Origin of the sequence: Sinorhizobium sp. KGO-5, assembly GCF_036245905.1 — a bacterium.
Lineage (GTDB): Bacteria > Pseudomonadota > Alphaproteobacteria > Rhizobiales > Rhizobiaceae > Sinorhizobium > Sinorhizobium meliloti_A.
This window is the reverse complement of the sequence record NZ_BDIZ01000003.1, coordinates 279,570-298,535: the sequence shown is the minus strand read 5'-3', so window position 1 is coordinate 298,535 and position 18,966 is coordinate 279,570. Positions and strand designations below refer to the sequence as shown.

At 63.5% G+C, this 18,966-nt stretch carries 16 protein-coding genes; 7 read left to right on the top strand and 9 right to left on the bottom strand.

From position 1 onward, the window contains the following. Nucleotides 1-92 precede the first annotated feature (92 nt). The 6 genes from BHD07_RS15400 (at nt 93) to BHD07_RS15375 (ending at nt 6,834) form a co-directional block, all read left to right on the top strand. Complete coding sequence (locus BHD07_RS15400) at nt 93-482, top strand: RidA family protein (protein WP_003534336.1); 390 nt, start codon at nt 93-95, stop codon at nt 480-482. A 20-nt stretch (nt 483-502) separates the two neighbouring features. Beyond that, nucleotides 503-1,366: a MurR/RpiR family transcriptional regulator gene (locus BHD07_RS15395; protein WP_275599217.1), complete on the top strand. Its 864-nt coding sequence runs from the start codon at nt 503-505 to the stop codon at nt 1,364-1,366. A 19-nt stretch (nt 1,367-1,385) separates the two neighbouring features. Continuing rightward, the gene (locus BHD07_RS15390; RefSeq protein ID WP_338281382.1) at nt 1,386-2,162 is read left to right on the top strand and encodes an SDR family oxidoreductase; all 777 of its coding nucleotides are present in this window, start codon (nt 1,386-1,388) and stop codon (nt 2,160-2,162) included. Nucleotides 2,163-2,186: 24 nt separating this feature from the next. Further along, nucleotides 2,187-4,106 (top strand): beta-N-acetylhexosaminidase, encoded by a 1,920-nt coding sequence (locus BHD07_RS15385; RefSeq protein ID WP_338281380.1) that lies wholly within the window; start codon nt 2,187-2,189, stop codon nt 4,104-4,106. Between the two features lie 8 nt (nt 4,107-4,114). Further along, nucleotides 4,115-5,548, top strand: coding sequence for a M81 family metallopeptidase (locus BHD07_RS15380; RefSeq protein ID WP_338281378.1), 1,434 nt, complete (start codon nt 4,115-4,117; stop codon nt 5,546-5,548). A gap of 71 nt (nt 5,549-5,619) precedes the next feature. Then, complete coding sequence (locus BHD07_RS15375) at nt 5,620-6,834, top strand: MFS transporter (protein WP_338281377.1); 1,215 nt, start codon at nt 5,620-5,622, stop codon at nt 6,832-6,834. A gap of 42 nt (nt 6,835-6,876) precedes the next feature. Here the strand turns inward: BHD07_RS15375 and hutU are convergent, their stop codons facing one another. The 5 genes from hutU to BHD07_RS15350 form a co-directional block, all read right to left on the bottom strand. Then, a complete protein-coding gene (hutU, locus tag BHD07_RS15370; protein WP_338282290.1) occupies nt 6,877-8,550 on the bottom strand; it encodes a urocanate hydratase in 1,674 nt (557 codons plus the stop codon). A gap of 2 nt (nt 8,551-8,552) precedes the next feature. Then, nucleotides 8,553-9,368: an N-formylglutamate deformylase gene (gene hutG / locus BHD07_RS15365; RefSeq protein WP_338281375.1), complete on the bottom strand. Its 816-nt coding sequence runs from the start codon at nt 9,366-9,368 to the stop codon at nt 8,553-8,555. 1 nt (nt 9,369) lies between these two features. Beyond that, nucleotides 9,370-10,905 carry a histidine ammonia-lyase gene (gene hutH / locus BHD07_RS15360; protein WP_338281373.1) on the bottom strand — a complete coding sequence of 512 codons (1,536 nt, stop codon included), beginning with the start codon at nt 10,903-10,905 and terminating at the stop codon, nt 9,370-9,372. Then, a complete protein-coding gene (gene hutI, locus BHD07_RS15355; RefSeq protein WP_338281371.1) occupies nt 10,902-12,149 on the bottom strand; it encodes an imidazolonepropionase in 1,248 nt (415 codons plus the stop codon). Before hutI ends, hutH begins: the two co-directional genes overlap by 4 nt. A gap of 233 nt (nt 12,150-12,382) precedes the next feature. Continuing rightward, nucleotides 12,383-13,567 carry an MFS transporter gene (locus BHD07_RS15350; protein WP_100670162.1) on the bottom strand — a complete coding sequence of 395 codons (1,185 nt, stop codon included), beginning with the start codon at nt 13,565-13,567 and terminating at the stop codon, nt 12,383-12,385. A gap of 89 nt (nt 13,568-13,656) precedes the next feature. Between BHD07_RS15350 and BHD07_RS15345 the strand changes: the two genes are divergently transcribed. Then, nucleotides 13,657-14,025, top strand: coding sequence for an ArsR/SmtB family transcription factor (locus BHD07_RS15345; protein WP_324764624.1), 369 nt, complete (start codon nt 13,657-13,659; stop codon nt 14,023-14,025). Between the two features lie 27 nt (nt 14,026-14,052). Here BHD07_RS15345 and phnN read toward each other — a convergent pair whose 3' ends face one another. The 4 genes from phnN to phnE form a co-directional block, all read right to left on the bottom strand. Continuing rightward, nucleotides 14,053-14,637: a phosphonate metabolism protein/1,5-bisphosphokinase (PRPP-forming) PhnN gene (gene phnN / locus BHD07_RS15340; RefSeq protein ID WP_338281367.1), complete on the bottom strand. Its 585-nt coding sequence runs from the start codon at nt 14,635-14,637 to the stop codon at nt 14,053-14,055. Further along, nucleotides 14,634-15,773 (bottom strand): alpha-D-ribose 1-methylphosphonate 5-triphosphate diphosphatase, encoded by a 1,140-nt coding sequence (locus BHD07_RS15335; RefSeq protein ID WP_275600156.1) that lies wholly within the window; start codon nt 15,771-15,773, stop codon nt 14,634-14,636. The genes phnN and BHD07_RS15335 overlap by 4 nt, the downstream gene beginning before the upstream one ends. A 1-nt stretch (nt 15,774) precedes the next feature. Beyond that, on the bottom strand, nt 15,775-16,482 hold the full coding sequence (locus BHD07_RS15330; RefSeq protein ID WP_100670165.1) for a DUF1045 domain-containing protein: 708 nt from the start codon (nt 16,480-16,482) through the stop codon (nt 15,775-15,777). 964 nt (nt 16,483-17,446) lie between these two features. Then, the gene (phnE, locus tag BHD07_RS15325; protein WP_275599205.1) at nt 17,447-18,964 is read right to left on the bottom strand and encodes a phosphonate ABC transporter, permease protein PhnE; all 1,518 of its coding nucleotides are present in this window, start codon (nt 18,962-18,964) and stop codon (nt 17,447-17,449) included. Nucleotides 18,965-18,966: the final 2 nt, after the last annotated feature.

Below are 18,966 nucleotides of genomic sequence, written 5' to 3'. Positions count from 1 at the left end.
TTTTCATAAATGATGATTTTCACTGGTCAAATTCCGTATTCTATGGTCATTTGTCAACGGTTAAAGAAAATAATTTGCAGAACGGGTCCTCGATGTCGATCAAGCGCTATGGTGCCGAACAGGTTGGCGCAGGCGGAAAAACATTGCCTTTCGCACGTGCCGTCGAGGCGGGCGGCTGGCTTCACGTCTCGGGTCAGGTGGCCATGGAAAACGGCGAGATCATCGGCGGCAACATCGTCGCCCAGACTCACAAGGCGATCGGCAATCTTCTGGCCATCTTGAAAGAGGCCGGTTACGGTGTCGAGCACGTGGTGAGAGTTGGCGTCTGGCTGGACGATCCGCGCGATTTCTGGAGCTTCAACCGGATCTATCAGGAATATTTCGGAGCTCATCCGCCGGCGCGCGCCTGCGTACAGTCCTCCATGATGGTCGATTGCAAGGTGGAGATCGATTGCGTCGCCTACAAGCCGAAGGACGCCTGAACAGGGAAGGGCGCCGTTCGATGGATATTTTCGCGACACTGCAGGAGGAGAAGGGGCGGTTATCCCAATCGGAAAACCGCATTGCCGATATCCTGCTCAATGATTTCGAGTTTGCGGTGAACGCTTCCATCATCGAGCTTGCCGGCAAGGCCGACGTTTCGCCGCCGACGGTCACGCGATTCTGCCGACGCCTCGGCTGCGAGAGCTTTTCCGATTTCAAGGTGCAGCTGGCACGCACCCCCTATGTCGGCATGCGCTACCTGAAGCCCGAGCCGAAGAGCCAGGAGCCCGGCGATGTGGCGCAGGACATCATCACCAAGGCGCAGAATGCGCTCTTTCTGCTGCACCGTTCGCTCGACCTTCCAGCGATCGAGCGCGCAGCCGACCGGCTCGCGCAAGCGGAAATGATCTATGCCTTCGGCTCTGGCGGCAACTCCTCGATGATCGCCGGGGAGTTCCAGAACCGTCTTTTCCGATTGGGATTGCGCATCACCGCGAGTTCCGATCACAGCATGCAGATGATGATGGCGGCGGCCGCGCGGCCGGCCGACGTCATTGTCGGTTCCTCCTTTTCGGGACGCAATGCGGAGATGGTGCGCGCCTTCACGCTTGCGCGCGAGGCCGAGGTGCCGACGATCGCCCTTACCCAGAGCGGCAGTCCGGTCGCGCAGGCCGCCGATATCACCGTGCCGGTCGACCTGCCGGAAGGAAACAACATCTATCGTCCGACCTCCACCCGTATCGCCTATATCGCAGTGCTCGATATCGTCGCGAGCCTCGTCGCCTATCGCGTCCAGCCGCAGGCGACGGTGACGCTCAGGCGCATCAAGCAGCAGCTGGTGGTGCACAGGGATGGCGACGACCGACAGCTTCTCGGAGACTGACGTGTCAGAAGGAAGGCCCATGCCGAAATCCGTAGCGATCGTCACAGGAGCTGCCGGCGACATCGGCCGCGCCATTGCCGCGCGCCTGGGCGACGGACACGATGCCGTTCTCCTAGCCGACATCAACAGTGAGGCGGTAAAGAGGACGGCGCGTGATCTCGGCGGAACGGAGCGCTTCCTGTCCGTTTCCTGCGATGTGACGGACGCCGCAAGCGTGGCCGCAATGGCGGAGGCTGCCGCATCCGTCGGTACCGTGCGCACCCTCGTGAACAATGCGGGTGCCGCCCGCGCGGTCAGCCTGCACGACACCACGCAGGACATCTGGCGCATGGACAATGCACTCAACCTCGAAGCGGCCTTTCTCTGTTTCCGGGCAGTCGAGGAAATGCTGAAAGAGAGCAGGGGCTCGGTCGTCAACATCGCCTCCGTGAACGGCATGAATGTCTTCGGCCATCCGGCCTATAGCGCCGCCAAGGCGGGCCTTCTGCACCTGACGCGACTGATCGCCGTCGAATACGGCAAGTTCGGCATCCGCGCGAATGCGGTGGCGCCGGCGACGGTGCGCACGCAGGCCTGGGAGGCACGCGCGGCCGCCAATGCGCAGGTCTTCGAGGAGGCGAAGCGCTGGTATCCCTTGCAGCGTATCGTCGAGCCGAAGGACGTCGCCGAAGCGGTGCATTTCCTTGCCAGCCCCGCCGCCGGAGCCATTTCCGGCATCTGCCTGCCGGTCGACTGCGGGTTGACCGCAGGACAGGCGGAAGTCGCGCGGACCTTCTCGCAATCGATCCATTACTGACAAACCCAGCTTGGGAGGATGTTCATGCTGCCGGTTCTCTATCGCCTTGAATCTGCCTGGCAACCGGATGGCGGCCCGTTCGGGCGCTTCACCTTCAGCCTCTTCAATCTCTCGGGCGGGCCGCTCAGTGCCTTCCGGCTGGTTTACACTTCGCTCACCCGCGTCATCGACGGGGCCGCCTGCGAAAACGCGATCTTCCTGCGCCGCAACGCCAATTTCCATGAATTCGCGCCACCCGACGGACTGACGCTCGCCCATGGCGAACACTGGACGTTCACCGTCAGCGGTCTGCACCGCGAGGCGAAGCATTGCACCGACGGGGCGAAATCGGCCTATCTGACGCTCGCCGATGGCAGACATGTTCCTGTGGCGGTCTCCGATCTGCGTCTCGAAGGCGCCATGAGCGAACCGCCGCCGGTGCGTCTTCCGGAAGGCTGGCTCGAACTTCCTTTCGCACTGCAGCCCTGGCCTGCCGAGATCGACGCGGCGCCCGGGGACGCGGTCCCGGACGTCCTCTATCCCGCAGCGGGCAGCAATGCGGGCGAGATCGATGCCGTTTCCAACGTCCTTGCGCTCTTCCATAGGCTGTTTTCGGCCGGACATGCTCCCTTCAGTCTCGCGCCATCCTCGCAAGGGCGGCCGATCGTCTTCACGAAGAAAGCGGAGCTCGAAGGCGAGGCCTACAGGCTTGCCTTTTCCGAGGGGGAGATACGGCTTGAATATGGAGCGGCGGCCGGCAGGCAATATGCCCTGACGACGCTTGCGCAGTTGATCGACGGCGCGCGAAACCACGGAGGCGAATTCAGGTTTCCCGCCGCCGGCGCAATCGCGGATCGGCCACGCTATGGCTGGCGCGGCTGTCATCTCGACGTCTCGCGGCAATTCTACCCCACCGCCGACATCGTACGGCTCATCGATATTCTCGCCTGGTTCAAGCTCAACATCTTCCACTGGCACCTGACCGACGACGAAGCCTGGCGGCTGGAGATCAAGGCCTATCCGACGCTGACGACGCTCGGCGTCATGCGCGGCCCGGACGAGCCCATGCTGCCTCAACTCGGCAACGGCGCCGAACCGGTCGGCGGCTTCTATAGCCACGCGGACGTGAAGGCGATCGTCGCGCATGCCACGGCACTCAGCATCGAAGTTGTCCCGGAGATCGACATACCCGGCCACAGCACTGCCGCGCTCGTTGCGCTTCCCGAACTCTCCGACGGTCAGGAGGCGCCGGAAAGCTACCACTCGGTCCAGGGCTACCCGAACAATGCCCTCAACCCGGCCATCCCGCTCACCTACGAGTTCCTCGAGAAGGTGTTCGACGAAATGGTCGAGCTCTTCCCCAGCCGATATATCCATGTTGGCGGCGACGAGGTGGCCGACGGCTCGTGGCTCGCGTCACCGCTGGCGCGAAAACTCATGGAGCAGGAAGGGATTTCCGGCACCTTCGCGCTGCAGTCCTATTTCCTCAAGAAGGTGAAGCAGATGCTGACGGCGCGCGGGCGCAAACTCGTCGGCTGGAACGAGGTCGCGCATGGCGGCGGCGTCGGAACCGAGGGCACGCTGCTGATGGCCTGGGAGAACCCGAAAGTCGGCATCGAGCTCGCGCGCGAAGGCTACGACGTCGTCATGACCCCTGGCCAGGCCTATTATCTCGACATGGCCCAGGCGGATGCCTGGCAGGAACCCGGCGCGAGCTGGGCCGGCACGGCGACGCCGGCGCACACCTATGCCTACGAGGCGGAAGGAGAGTTCCCGGAAGAGCTGAAAAGCCGGATGAAGGGAGTCCAGGCCTGCATCTGGTCCGAGCATTTCCTGTCGCGCGGATATTTCAACCGCCTCGTTTTTCCAAGGCTGCCGGCAATCGCCGAGGCCGCCTGGACCCCGAAGGACAAGAAGGATTGGCTGCGCTTTGCAGCGATCGCGCCATTGAGCCCCATTCTGTGAGTTGAGCCATGCGGATCGCGGTCGGTGGAATTCATACGGAATGCAGTACCTATTCGCCCGTCCTGATGGCGGCCGAAGATTTCCGGGTGTTGAGGGGAGAGGACCTCTTGCGGTCGGATTATTTCGGCTTCCTCAGCGCCGAAGGGATAAGCCACTTTCCGCTCCTGCATGCGCGGGCCGTCCCCGGCGGACCGGTTTCGCGCCCGGCCTATGACGCCTTCAAGACCGAGTTCCTGGAGCGCCTGAAAGCGGCGCTCCCTCTCGACGGGCTCTATCTCGCCATGCACGGCGCGATCAAGATCGATGGAATGGACGACGCCGAGGGCGACTGGATCACCGCCGCCCGCGCCGTCATCGGCCCCGATTGCCCGCTTGCAGTGAGCTACGATCTCCATGGCAATGTCAGTCAGCGGATCATCGACCAGGTCGATATCTTCGCGGCCTACCGGACCGCGCCGCATATCGATACGCGCGAGACCATGGTGCGGGCATGGTCGATGCTGGTGGAAACGCTTCGTTCCGGGAAGAGGCCCGGTGTCGCCTGGGCACCTGTACCGCTTCTCCTTCCCGGGGAACGCACTTCGACGGAGGACGAGCCGGCGGCGAGCCTCTATCGCGTCCTGCCTGAATTCGACAGGCGGCCCGGCATCCTCGACGCCAATCTGATGGTGGGCTACGTCTGGGCCGATGAACCGAGAGCGACCGCCTGCGCCGTCGTCACCGGCTCGGACCAGGCCGCCGCTTCGAAGGCGGCTGAGGAAATTGCTGCAAACTATTGGCACCAGAGGGAAAATTTTCGTTTCGGATCGCTCACCGGCTCGCTTGCCGACATGCTCGACATCGCCGAGCGGGCAACCACGGCGCCGGTAGTTCTCGCCGATTCCGGCGACAACCCCACGGGTGGCGGGGTCGGCGACCGGGCGGATGTGTTGGTCGCGCTTCTCGAGCGCGGCTGGCGCGATGCGTTGATCGCCGGCATCGCCGATCGGCCGGCCGTTAATGCCTGTTTCGCGACCGGCGCGGGTAGGACGCTGGCGTTGCGGATCGGCGGCAGTCTCGACCCGTCCAGCCCGTCCGCAGAGGTCGAGGCCAAAGTGGTGCATCTGAATGATCCGGGACCGGTTGCCGAGCGGCAGGCGGTGGTTCAGGTCGGGGGCATAGTGGTCGTGTTGTCGGCGCGCCGCCGCCCCTATCATAACATCGAGGATTTTGCTCTCCTCGGTCTCGACCCGAAGACCGTGCGGCTGCTCGTCGTCAAGTCCGGTTATCTCTCGCCGGAGCTTGCGCCGATCGCCAATCCGAACCTGATGGCGCTGACGAACGGCGTCGTCAATCAGGATATCGAGAAGCTGGAAGGCCTGCGCCGGCAGCGGCCGATCTTCCCCTTCGACCGCGATTTCGAGTTTCACCCCAGCGCCAGCCTGTCAGCCCGCTGGACCTGAGATAGTAAACCCGTTCCGGCTGGTCCGGGCGGGTTTCATCAAGACGTTCCCTTCCGCGGACTTTGCCCCTCATGTCTTTCCCGCTGTCGATCGCCATGCGCCATCCGGTCATCCGGACAAGCATGATCGCCATCGTTCTGTTCGGCTTTTCCGGGGCCGCGACGTCGCCCTACCAGTCGGTCGTCGGCATCACCGAACTGGGATTGAGCGACGGGTTCTACTCGGCGCTGATCTTCGCAGCGGCGCTGGTCAATGTTGCGGTCAGCGTGACGATCGGCATCGTCGCCGACCGCGTCGGCAATTACCGGACACTGATGCTGGCGGTCATTCTCTGCGGGGTCGTGGGTTACGGGGCGGTTTATCTGCTGCCGACGAAGGGGAGCTTCGTGGTTGCGGCCCTCATGCTGTTGCCCGTTCACGGCGCACTCAATCCGCTGCTCTTCGCCTATGTCCGCACGGCTGCGAAAGACATGGGCGGCAGGCATGCGGCTGCCGTCAATTCCGGCATTCGCGCGGCCATATCGCTTTCCTGGGTATTGGTTCCCGGACTGGTCGGATTGGTGCTGTCGGCACGCGGCAGCATGCTGCCGGCCTATCTTCTGGCAAGCCTCGGCTGCCTCGCCAATTTCGTGATCGTCTTGCGGCTGCTGCCGGAGAAGGCGGGCGCGGACGGTGCTTTGGGCAAACGCCTCTCGTTTCTTGCGTCCCTCGGCGAGATATTGTCGCTGCGCGTTCTGGCGCGGCTTCTCGCCATCGCCCTGATCTCGTCAATGCTGCACGTCAATGCGGCGGTGCTGCCGCTGATCGTCACCGGTGCAGCCGGCGGCCAGGTGAGCGACATCGGCATCATCGTCGGTATCGTCGCATTGCTGGAGGTGGTGTTCATCGTGGTCTGGGGACGTATCCAGTACCGGCTCAGCCATATCTATGCGCTCGCGCTCGGCACGGCGATCTATGTCGTCAACATGGCCCTGCTCGGGCTTTCGACCGAGCGTTGGCACATTTATGCGCTGACGCTGATCAGCGCTTTCGGCGCAGCGGCGCTGATCAGCATTCCGATCAGCTACCTGCAGGAACTGATCGCGGACCGGCCCGGTCTGGGCAGTTCGCTGATCTCGGTGAACGTCTTCCTGGGCGCGGGGTTCGGCGCCGTTCTTTTCGCGCTCGGAACGCGCATCAGCGATTATTCGGGAACCGCGCTTCTAAGCTCCCTTGCGGGCGTCGCCGGGCTCTTGCTGTTGCTTTTCCTCGACGGCGACGGCCGAGGAAAAGCGTCTGCGTCCTGAAGAAGACGCGGCAGAAGGATGCCGTGGCGACCTGTCCGCTTTTTATTCGCCCAATATGCCCGGCAGGCGCAGGCCCTTTTCACGAGCGCAGTCGAGCGCAATGTCATAGCCCGCATCGGCGTGCCGCATGACGCCCGTTGCCGGGTCGTTCCACAGGACTCGCTCGATGCGGCGCGCCGCATCGTCCGTACCGTCGCAGCAGATCACCATGCCGGAATGCTGCGAGAAGCCCATGCCGACGCCACCGCCATGGTGCAGCGACACCCAGGTTGCGCCTGAGGCGGTGTTGAGAAGCGCGTTCAGGAGCGGCCAGTCGGAGACGGCGTCGGACCCGTCCTTCATCGACTCGGTCTCGCGGTTCGGCGAGGCGACCGAGCCGGAGTCGAGATGGTCGCGGCCGATGACGATGGGGGCCTTCAGTTCGCCGCTGCGCACCATTTCGTTGAAGGCGAGGCCGAGGCGGTGACGATCGCCGAGGCCGACCCAGCAGATGCGTGCGGGCAGGCCCTGGAAAGCGATGCGCTCGCGCGCCATGTCGAGCCAGTTGTGCAGGTGCTTGTTGTCCGGCAGCAGCTCCTTCACCTTCCGGTCGGTCTTGTAGATGTCTTCCGGATCGCCGGAGAGCGCCGCCCAACGGAACGGGCCGATGCCCCTGCAGAACAGCGGACGGATATAGGCCGGCACGAAGCCGGGGAAATCGAAGGCGCGCTCGAGGCCTTCGTCCTTGGCCACCTGGCGGATGTTGTTGCCGTAGTCGAGGGTCGGGACGCCGGAATCCCAGAAGGCGAGCATCGCCTCGACATGGTCGCGCATCGAGGCGCGGGCGGCCTTTTCGACCCCCTTCGGGTCGCTCTCGCGCTTGGCTTTCCATTCGGCCATCGTCCAGCCCTTGGGCAGATAGCCGTTGATCGGGTCGTGGGCCGAGGTCTGATCCGTGACCATGTCGGGGCGGATACCGCGACGGACCATTTCTGGGAGGATTTCCGCCGCATTGCCCAAAAGGCCGACCGATTTCGCCTCGCCGGCCTTGGTCCAGCGTTCGATCATTTCCATGGCTTCTTCGAGCGTCTCGGCCTTCTCGTCGAGGTAGCGCGTGCGCAGGCGGAAATCGATCGAGTCGGGGTTGCATTCGACGGCAAGGCAGCAGGCGCCGGCCATGACGGCCGCAAGCGGCTGGGCTCCACCCATGCCGCCGAGACCGCCCGTCAGGATCCACTTGCCTTTCAGGTTGCCGCCATAATGCTGGCGGCCGGCCTCGACGAAGGTCTCATAGGTGCCCTGGACGATGCCTTGCGTACCGATATAGATCCACGAGCCGGCGGTCATCTGGCCGTACATGGCGAGACCCTTCTTATCCAGCTCGTTGAAATGATCCCAGGTCGCCCAGTGCGGCACGAGATTGGAGTTGGCGATCAGCACACGCGGAGCATCCTTGTGCGTGCGGAAGACGCCCACCGGCTTGCCGGACTGGACGAGGAGGGTCTCGTCTTCATTGAGGTCTTTCAGCGACGCGACGATGCGGTCGAAATCGGCCCAGGTTCGGGCTGCGCGGCCGATGCCGCCATAGACGACGAGTTCGTGCGGGTTTTCGGCGACATCAGGGTCGAGATTGTTCATCAGCATGCGAAGCGGCGCTTCCGTCAGCCAGCTCCTGGCACTGATCTCGGTGCCGCGCGGGCTGCGCACTTCGCGAATATTGTGGCGCGGATTGTTCATGTTCATGCCTCGCTCCCTGTCCTTTTGAGCTCGTTAGCGACTGTTTCGATGCGTTCCAGAATGGTCTTCAGCGGACGGCGAAGCCTGTCGGCTTTCGCCTTGTCCAAAGCGAAGGGCGGTGCTTCCGTCGCCAGATGCGTCGATTGCGCCAGTTCCATCTGGATCGCGTGCACGCCCTGTTCCGGGCGGCCGTAGTGACGGGTCGTCCAGCCACCTTTGAAGCGGCCGTTGAGAATATGGCTGTAACCGTCTGCCCCGGCTGCGATTTCTGCGGTTACCTGCTCAATTTCAGGAGCGCAGGTCTTTCCCGTATCGGTGCCGATATTGAAGTCCGGCAGGCGGCCTTCGAAGAGGAAGGGAATATGCGAGCGGATAGAATGGCAATCGTAGAGCACCGCCACGCCGTGGATCGCCTTGACACGGGCGATCTCTGCGGCGAGCGCCGCGTGATAGGGCGCATGGAACGCGCGCAGGCGCTCCGCGATGTCGGCCTCCGTCGGTCCTTCGCCTTCCTTCCAGATAGGCTGACCGTCGAAGTCGGTTTCGGGCACGAGCCCGGTGGTGTTCTGGCCGGGATAGAGGCTGACGCCTGCAGGGTCGCGATTGGCGTCTATGACGTAGCGGTGAAAGGTCGCGCGAACCGTCGTCGCGTCCGGCAGAAGGCCTTCGTAGAGATCGTGGATGTGCCAGTCCGTGTCGGCGAGGACGCGGCCGTTGTCGTTGAGGCGTTCCCGGATGGAGGCAGGCACGTCGGTGCCCGTGTGCGGAAAGCCCAGAATGACGGGCGAGCTGCCCTGCCGGACTTCGAAGACGGCCATGTCAGTTCTCCAGTTTCGGAAGAATGCCGGCGGAGACGGCGGCAGCCAGCCGGCCCGACGCGACGAGATCGCCCGCGGCCTTGAGGTCGTCGGCCATGTAGCGGTCTTCCTCGATACTGGAGGAGACGCTGCGCACGGCTGCGGCGGCCTTCTGAAGTTCCGGGCTGGTGGTGAGCGGGGCGCGGAATTCGATGCCCTGCACCGCGGCAAGCGCCTCGATGCCGATGATCGAAAAGAGGTTTTCCGTCATCTGGAGCAGCCGGCGCGCACCGTGGCAGGCCATGGACACGTGGTCCTCCTGGTTCGCCGAGGTCGGCGTCGAGTCGACGGAGGCCGGATGGGAAAGCTGCTTGTTTTCCGACATCAGTGCCGCCGAAGTGACCTCGGCGATCATCAGTCCGGAGTTGAGGCCCGGCTTCCTGGCCAGAAAGGCCGGCAGGCCGTAGCTGAGCGCGGGGTCGACCAGAAGGGCGATGCGGCGCTGGGAGATGGCGCCGATTTCGCACACCGCGAGCGCGATCTGGTCGGCGGCAAATGCGACCGGCTCGGCATGGAAGTTGCCCCCGGAAACAACGGAATTGTCCGAAAGCACCAGCGGATTGTCGGTGACGGCATTGGCTTCGATCGTCAACGTGGCTGCGACGGAGCGCAGGAGATCGAGGCAGGCGCCGTCGACCTGCGGCTGGCAGCGAATGCAATAGGGGTCCTGAACCCGCTCGTCGCCCTCGATATGGCTCTGGCGAATTGGGGAGCCGGTCAGCAGCTGCCGTAAGGCGGCGGCCGTGTCGATCTGGCCCTTATGGCCGCGCAGCGTGTGAATATCCGGATGGAAGGGGGCGGAAGAGCCCATGGCCGCATCGGTCGAAAGGGCGCCGGTGATGAGAGCGGCCTGGCCGGCGCGGTGCGCGCGGAAGAGTCCGGCAAGCGCGAGAGCCGTAGAGACCTGCGTGCCGTTGATCAGCGCCAGGCCTTCCTTGGCGGCAAGCGTTACCGGCGAGAGCCCCGCCGCCTTCAAGGCAGCGTCGCCTTTCATGCGCTCGCCTGCAAAGAAGGCTTCGCCATGGCCCATCATGACCGCAGCCATATGGGCAAGCGGCGCCAGGTCGCCGGAAGCGCCGACCGAGCCTTTTTCGGGAATGAGCGGGATCACGCCCTTATCCAGCATCGCTTCGACCAGCCGGACGAGCTCCAGCCGCACGCCGGAGGCGCCGCGGCCGAGCGAGATCAGCTTAAGCGCCATGATCAGGCGCACGATGTTTTCCGTGAGCGGCTGGCCCACGCCGCAGCAATGCGAGAGGATCAGATTGCGCTGCAACGTCGCCACGTCGGCGCTGTCGATCTTGATCGAGGCCAGTTTGCCGAAGCCGGTATTGATGCCGTAGACGGGCGCATTACCCGCCACGATCTCCGCGATCCGCGCTGCGGCCTTGGCAATGCCGGCATCGAAGGCGGGGTCGAGGCGCGCCGGCGCGCCGGTCCAGTAGATCGTTTCGAGGTCGTTGAGCGAAACGGAGCCGGGACTGAGAATAACGGTCATCGGAGAATCCTTTCACCCTTGAAGATCCGCTCCCGAAGGGGATTGAAACCGATGCGGTAGATCAATTCCGCCGGCTGATCGATGTTCCAGATGGCAAGATCCGCAGACTTGCCGGATTCAATCGTGCCGGTCTCTTCGAGGATGCCGAGCGCACGGGCGGCTTCGCGGGTAACGCCAGCGAGGCATTCCTCCAGCGTCAGGCGGAAAAGCGTCGCGGACATATTCAAGGTGAGGAGCAGCGAGGTCAGCGGCGAAGTGCCGGGATTGCAATCGGTGGCGATGGCGATGCGCGTTGCGTTTTCTCGGAGTGCTTCGACAGGCGGAAGCTGTTTTTCTCGGAGGGTGTAGAAAGCCCCGGGTAGGAGGACGGCGACCGTGCCGGCCTTTGCCATGGCGGCGGCTCCCGCAGCGTCGAGATATTCGAGGTGGTCGGCCGACAGAGCGCCATAGGAAGCAGCGAGCTTCGCGCCGCCAAGATCCGAAAGCTGTTCGGCGTGAAGCTTCACGGGGAGGCCGAGCGACTTCGCCTTGTCGAAGACCGAAGCGATCTCTGCCGGCGAAAAGGCTATGCCTTCACAGAAGCCGTCGACGGCGTCGGCTAGCCCTTCGGCGTGAGCCGCAACCAGGCCCGGCAGGACGACCTCGGCGATGTAGTCGCCGTTGCGTCCGCGATATTCCGGCGGGGTCGCATGGGCTGCGAGATAAGTGGTGACGATGCGCACCGGGCGCAGGCTTTCCAGCCGGCGGGCGGCGCGCAGCATCTTGAGTTCGGCCTCGACGTTGAGGCCATAGCCCGACTTGACCTCGACAGTGGACACGCCTTCGGCGAGAAGGGCGTCGAGCCGTGGAAGTGCGGCCTCCACGAGTGCGTCGACGGAAAGGGCGTTGGTTGCCGCTACGGTCGAAGCGATGCCGCCCCCGGCACGGGCGATCTCCTCATAGGTCGCGCCTTCAAGGCGGAGCTGGAACTCCCGAGCGCGGTTGCCGCCATGAACGATATGCGTGTGGCAGTCGATCAGCGCCGGGGTGACCCAGCGGCCTTCGCAATCGAAGACCTGGTCGGCGCGCGCAAGCTCCGATGGCAGACCGGCTTCGGGGCCGGCATAGACGATCCGCTCGCCGCGCACGGCGATTGCGCCGTTTTCGATGACCCCGAGTGGCCCCAGGTCCTCGCGAAGTGTGGCAAGGCGTGCATTGTGCCAGAGACTGGTTCCGGCAGAATTTGGGTTGTCGTTTCCGTCCATCTATACCGCCCTTTCTTCGCTGTTAATGTATATACATAATACCGGCGATGACAAGTGGGAATATGGTCCGTGAGATAACGCGGTGGGAGCTGCCGGCCAGAAGCATGGAAAGAAGCGCAGAAAAGCCCCGAAACTTCCGTCCGGGGCCTATCGAGAGAACTGAGGCTGGCCCGCGTCGGCGACTATGCGGAAGCGGGAAGCTGTTTCGCGGCGGGCCCGCGTACCATGTGCGTCTATTCCGCCGCCGCAGTCGCCAGGCGGCGCCGATGGGATCTTAGCCCCGCATACAGGACGGCGAGCGAAGCCACCGGAAACAGTGCCGCGAAGAAGCCGAGATCGGCGGCAGCCGTATTCTCGAGCACCCGTCCGCCGATCGCCGTGCCGGTCGCGATGCCGAGATAGATCGCCGAGGCGTTGAGCGACAGGGTCAGATGGGCGACCTCCGGCGCGAAGCCGACGATACGGCTCGCCTGGGCCGGCGGGAACGCCCACCCTACGATCCCCCATGGCACCATTATGCCGATCAGCAGCAGGCCGGCGAGATCGCGCGTGAGGAAGTGCAGGCCGAAGGCGATCATCAGCGAGACCGCGAGCGCGGCGATGAGCGAAGCTGTCACCACGCGCGTGGCGCCGAGCCGGTCGGCCAGATAGCCGCTGGAGAGATTGCCGATCACCGCGCCGACCCCGAAGGCGAGCAGCAGCCCCGGCAGCGCCAACTGCGAAAGCCCGGCTCCGTCGATCGCCAGCGGCGCGAGATAGGAAATGATTATGAAGCCGCCGGTAAGATAGAGAAACGTCACCATGAGCGACGAGGCCACGCCCGGACGGCCGATGGCGCCGAAGCGCTCGGACATTGTCAGCTTCGTTCCGCTGAGGCCCCGCGGCAGGCGCAGCCAGAGCACGGCAGCGCAGGTGAGCCCAAGCAGCGCGACCGCCCCGAACGTGCCGCGCCATCCCCAGAAGGCGGCAATCAGCGCGCCGAGGGGCGCGCCGAGCGCCACCGCGAATGTGGTGCCGCCCACCACGATGGAAATCGCCAATGCGCGGTGCTCCGGTCCGGCCAGTGAAACCGCCGTCGCTTGCGCCGTGGCGGCAAAGAGTCCGCTTGCCATTCCCATCACGATCTGGGCGAGCAGCAGCGTGGTGAAGGAGACGCTCATTGCCGCGATGCAGTTGCCGACGACGAAGACGAGCATTGCAGCCACCAGCAATCGACGCCGGTCCGCCGCGCCTGCCAGGGCCGAAAGCAGCGGCGCACCGATGGCGTAGGAAAGCGAGAACAGCGTGATCAGGTGCCCCGCATGGGGAATGGTCGTGTGCGTGTCGGCGGCGATCGACGGCAGAAGGCTGGAAAAGACGAAGCCGACCGTGCTCATCGTGAAAGAGCCAACGGCGAGCCAGATGATGCGCCTGTCCATCGGGAGACCTCGCTTGTTCAAAATATATTGAACTATTGAACTTGGTTGCTCGCCGTGTCAATATGCCGAGACTGCTAATTGTTGATCCAATGACCCTACCGCATCCCACCGCCGACCAGATTACTCTGTCCAATGTCCTCGCGGCCCTCGGCGATCCGACGCGCCTGGCGATCGTGGGCTATCTCGCCCGCCGCGACGGACGGCCGACCATGTGCCTGAACTTCACGGATTTCGGCTCCAAGACCAATATCAGCTATCATCTGGCCAAGCTGCGCGAGGCGGGCATTACGCGTACCGAAGTCTCCGGCACCAGCCGGTTGATCACGCTGCGGCGGGACGATCTCGACATCCGCTTTCCCGGCCTCCTCGATTCCATTATCGCCGCCGCGGTGGACCTGCCCATGGTCAAGAAGATCGAGGATGCAGAGGAAGCTTTGGCACAAGGCGAGGCGCGATAAAGGGTTACCTAACCGCTCGCCGCTTCTTCAGGCAGGGTGATGGCTCTTGGCCGAGTGGCGCTCGACCAGCGCGACGAATTGCCGGCCGGCCACATCAAGCCTGCCGCTGTTGTCGATCACCGTTACATCGGGATCGGCGATGACGTCGGGTGCCTGCCGCGTCAGGCGGCGCAGCACGTCTTCCTCGCTCTCGCGGCCGCGCTCCGCCAGCCGCTTCGCCAGCACCGGCGGCTCGGCGGTGATCACCGCAACGGCGATCGTACCGAACGCCTGGCGAATGGCAGGGAGGGCGGCACGGCTGCCGTTTACGACCGCGGTCATGCCTCTGGCGATCTTTTCGGCGATCTCCGCCGGGATGCCGTAGCTCAACCCATGCGCCTGCCACGAAACGGCGAAAGCGCCGCTCTGGCTCATCTCCTCGAATTCGGCGTCGGACACGCTTTCGTGCACCTCGCCGCCTGCATCCGAGGGGCGTGTGATCGCCCGCCGGACGAAGAGAATATCGGGCCGCTGCGCGAAATGGCGGGCGGCAAAGCCCATGACGCTGTCTTTGCCCGCACCGCTAGGACCGACGACGACGATGAGCGTTCCGGATCCCCGATCGGCGGTCATGCGACACGCCGTCCTTCGCGCCAGACCGAGCGGACGACCGGTATTCCCTCCGGCCGGCGGACGCGCGCGATGTCGGCGCGGAGCCCAACGGCGATCCGGCCGCGATCTTCGAGCCCGACAGTGCGCGCCGGCGTTGCCGTCACCATCGCGATGGCCTGGGGGAGGTCGATCGAGTCGACCTCATCTGCCAGAATGAACGGCGCATGGATGAGGCTGAAAGGTACGTAATCCGAAGAAAGCACGTCGAGAACGCCGCGTTCGGCGAGATCGCGCGCGGCGATGTTGCCGGAATGCGATTTGCCGCGCACGATATTGGGCGCCCCCATCAATACGCTGAGACCGGCGCGATGAGAGGCTTCGGCCGCCTCGAAGCTCGTCGGGAACTCCGCGAGCCGGATGCCGTAGCCGATAGACTCGTCCACATGCTCGAGTGTCGCATCATCATGGCTGGCGACCGTAATGCCCCGCTCGGCGCAGGCTTTCGCGAGCGCGATGCGATGAGGGGTCGCATAGCGCGCCGATAGCGCTTGCTGGCGGTCGATGAACGCGGCAAAGGCTTCGTCGGTAAGGCCGCGTTTGACTTTGTAGTAGATTATGTACTGGTCCATGGTCTGGAACTGCCGCTGCCCGGGAGCGTGGTCCATCAGAGAGACGAGACGAACCTGCGGATCGTTCCGGAAGTCCTCATAGTGTTCCAGCACGTCGGCGGTCGACACTTCGCAGCGCAGGTGGATCAGGTGATCGGCCCGCAAACGGCCCTCCTGCTTGGCCTGGGCGAGCGCATCGGCCATGCTGCGCATCTCGCCCTTCGGAAAGCCGCTGTCCTCGTCCGAGCCCAGGCGCAGACAATCGAAGACAGTGGTGATGCCGGAGGTGACGACCTGGGCGTCATGAGCCTGGATCGCCGCGATCTTCAGCCAGCGAACCCCGGGGCGCGGAGAATAGTGCGCCTCGAGATGGTCGGTGTGCAGTTCGACGAGCCCGGGCAGCAGGTAGTCACCCTCGAAATCTTCGCCCGTGGCGCTCGCCCCTTCGGAAATGTCGGCGATCCTGCCGTCGCGGATCAGCACCGAACCGTCGAGGACCCGGTCCTCCAGAACGATACGGGCGTTGGTCAAAACCTGTTCTTTGGGCATGTCATGCAATCTTTCGTTCGGATGCGCCGCCAAGCGGCAGCAGGGAATGGACGGTGAAAGGAGCGCCGCGGCGCTCTTCGGCGAAAAGGGCAATCGTCGAGACGGCAAGCGGCTTGCCGATGAATTCGGCGAACACCGTTTCGAGCGCCTTTCTCATGGGCCGCTGCATGTCTTCCGGCACCGGCCCCGTCAGCGTCAGATGGAACTGGAACTCCTCGAAGACGTATGGATAGCCCCATGCCGCCAGGTACTCGCGCTGACGTTGCGTAAGCCTGTCCGGATTGCGGCGGGCGAGATCGGCTTCCGAAAGCGGCGCCCGGAATGGCTCGAAACGGCGAACCGCCTGTTCCGCAAGGCGCTGCAGAGGCGGGCAAGGATCGGCCGCGACGAGCGCGAAGAAGGGGCCGATCTGATGCAAGGCGATCTCCGGCACTTCGAACGGCTCGATCTCCGCGGCGAACTCGTCGAAAGCCGCGATCAAGTCGGCTTCACCGCGGCCGGAGGTAAGCTCGAACGGTGCTTTCAGGGTCCCGTGGAAGCCGTAACGGCGGGGCTCGGTCGTCAATGCCATCTGCTCTTCACGTCCTACTGCCGGATTTTCCGGGCAGTCCAGGGCGCCGCCGGTGAACGCGTCGCGTCCCAGCCAACGGGAAGCGGTCTGCGACAGCCGGTCATCGGACGGCGGCGCGAAGTAGATTGCATAGCGCACGAATTCACACTTTCTTCATCAGTCGCTTCGACGCAGTTGCCCCGAGTCGACGGTTTCCGGGATGAAATGCGCAGCTAGCCGATTTGCATGACAACATCATGATGACATCGGCCCAGAACGCAAATCGGTTGGGAGCGGGATGGATTTATTTGCAGCTTCGCCTGCTCCCGCGCCAGTGATCGGAATCAGTCATCATTATCCGAATCGACCGGTCCGTTTCTAGACCATGATGATTTTAGGTCGGAACAACCTGAAATCATGAGCGGGCGGAAAACTGCACACACTTTTCCTCATCATCCCCGGTTCCTCATTCCTGTGCTTGTCACAGGAATCCAGCCAGACCAAGTCCTTGGGCTGGAAGGGCTCTTCCGCGCCGCAGACGCGGCGCTGCTGGATCCCTGTGACGAGCACAGGGATGAAGATGGAGAGGGTGCGGCCCCTCGGCGCGTTTCATAAACCGTGAAGATAGCGAGGCGACACGGCAGGTCCCGGGTCACGCCCGTGTACAGCGTTTCGCTTCGCTTCGATAATGTAGGCGTAACCTTTCATTGCGTGACAGGTCGACCATTCCCTAGCATATTCGCAATCGAAAGTTGCAGTAGCCGCACATCCCCGGTTCCTCATTCCTGTGCTTGTCACAGGAATCCAGCCAGACCAAGTCCTTGGGCTGGAAAGGCTCTTCCGCGCCGCAGACGCGGCGCTGCTGGATCCCTGTGACGAGCACAGGGATGAGGTAAAGGAGAGATTGCAGTCCTCCGATACGTTTCCTACAGCGCCGCGCGTCTTATGAGACGATCTGCTGCATGTCTCCATTGATCGGCTACGATCAATGGAAACATGCAGGGGCGCACGGTCGGTACTCAAGGAATTCAAGCGCATCATGCCGACAAGACCGGCCAGAGCTTCAACGCCATTATCCATCTCGCAGCAGCCGTCATAAACTCGAAATGAATCTCAACGCGCGCTAGCGTGTACGGCCCATGAGACGCGATCGGCAAAGATTGGAAATGCTGTCGAAAACGAAGACGACCATCAAGATCAGCAGCACCATATAGGCGACATTTTCCCAATCCGAATTTGTGCGCATCGCCTCCCACAGCTTCAGGCCGATCCCGCCGGCGCCGACGGCGCCGATAATGGTGGCCGAACGCGTGTTCGACTCCCAGAAGTAGAGAGCCTGGCTGGCAAAGATCGGCAGGACCTGCGGCAGCACGCCGAAGCGCTGCACGGCGACCGGCGCGGCGCCGACCGATTTGACGCCCTCACGCTGCTTGTCGTCGATGTTCTCGAGGGCTTCGGAGTAGAGCTTGCCGAGCGTGCCCGTGTCGGTGAAGAAGATCGCCGAGATGCCCGCGAGCGGTCCAGGCCCGAAGGCGCGCGTGAAGAACAGCGCCCAGATGAACATGTCGACCGACCGCAGGAAGTCGAAGAAGCGCTTCACGAACTGATTGGTGAGTCGGCTCGGCGTGATGTTGCGCGCCGCGAGGAAACAAAGCGGGAAGGCAATGAAGGAGGCGAAGAGCGTTCCGACGAAAGCCATGACGATCGTCTGCAGGAGCTTGGTCCAAACATCCAGATGCTGCCATTCCGCATTGTAGAGGATGTTGTTCCAGGCAAGCGAGAGGTTTGAGCGCGCCGGATCGATCCGTTCTCCGGAGACGATCAAGGAGGCAACGTCGCTGTAGGACTTCCCGAAAAAGGGCGAGTTGGTGTCGAAGAGGAAATTCACCCAGCCGAAGAAGCGATTGCGGATGGAGACCTCGTCGCCCTCCACCTGGGCCCAGCCGGTGGCGCCGAAGGACAGCGTCACCTTCTCGCCCGGACGTTTCTGGACGGCCCAGGAGGGAAGGGCACCTTCAGGCGTGACAGTGTCGGCGCCGTCGACCTTCAGTCGGAGCGTTTCGCCGGCATGCGTGACCGTGACGAGCTTTTCGGCAACTTCGATGCGGGTCGAGCTATCGAAGTTCACCACGGCGTGCGTGACGACTTCCTCGGTGCGGGTCGTGACGGCCTCTTCCTGCGGCGTCTCGTTCGTATCGCCGCCGCGCGCCGCGTTCGGCGCCATAAAGCTGAAAGAGGAGGCGGTCTTCGGCTTCGGGGCCTGCGTCGGGGCCGTCGACGTTTCAACGGTGCGCGTGACCGTTTGCTTTTCGAGCGTGACCCATTCCGGGCTCGGATTGTCTCCAAGCGGCGAATTGCGTCCGTATGAGATGCTCATCGTTCCATCGGGCGCGACGGCGATCTCCGGCCGGACTTCGTAGGAAACCCAATCGGCGAGGTAGATGCCGGCAATTCCCCAATTGGCGTTGGCGAGCACGTGCCCGATCGAGAAGAACCACCAGCTGAAGATCATGTAAAGAACGACGCCTGCCGTTATCAATGCCTTGCTGCGCCGCTTGGCGGCCGACGACTGCAGAAGATGCGGGTGGCGCGCGGCGATAGCTTCCATTTCGCGCGCGTCGAGGTTGGTCGAGGCAATCATGA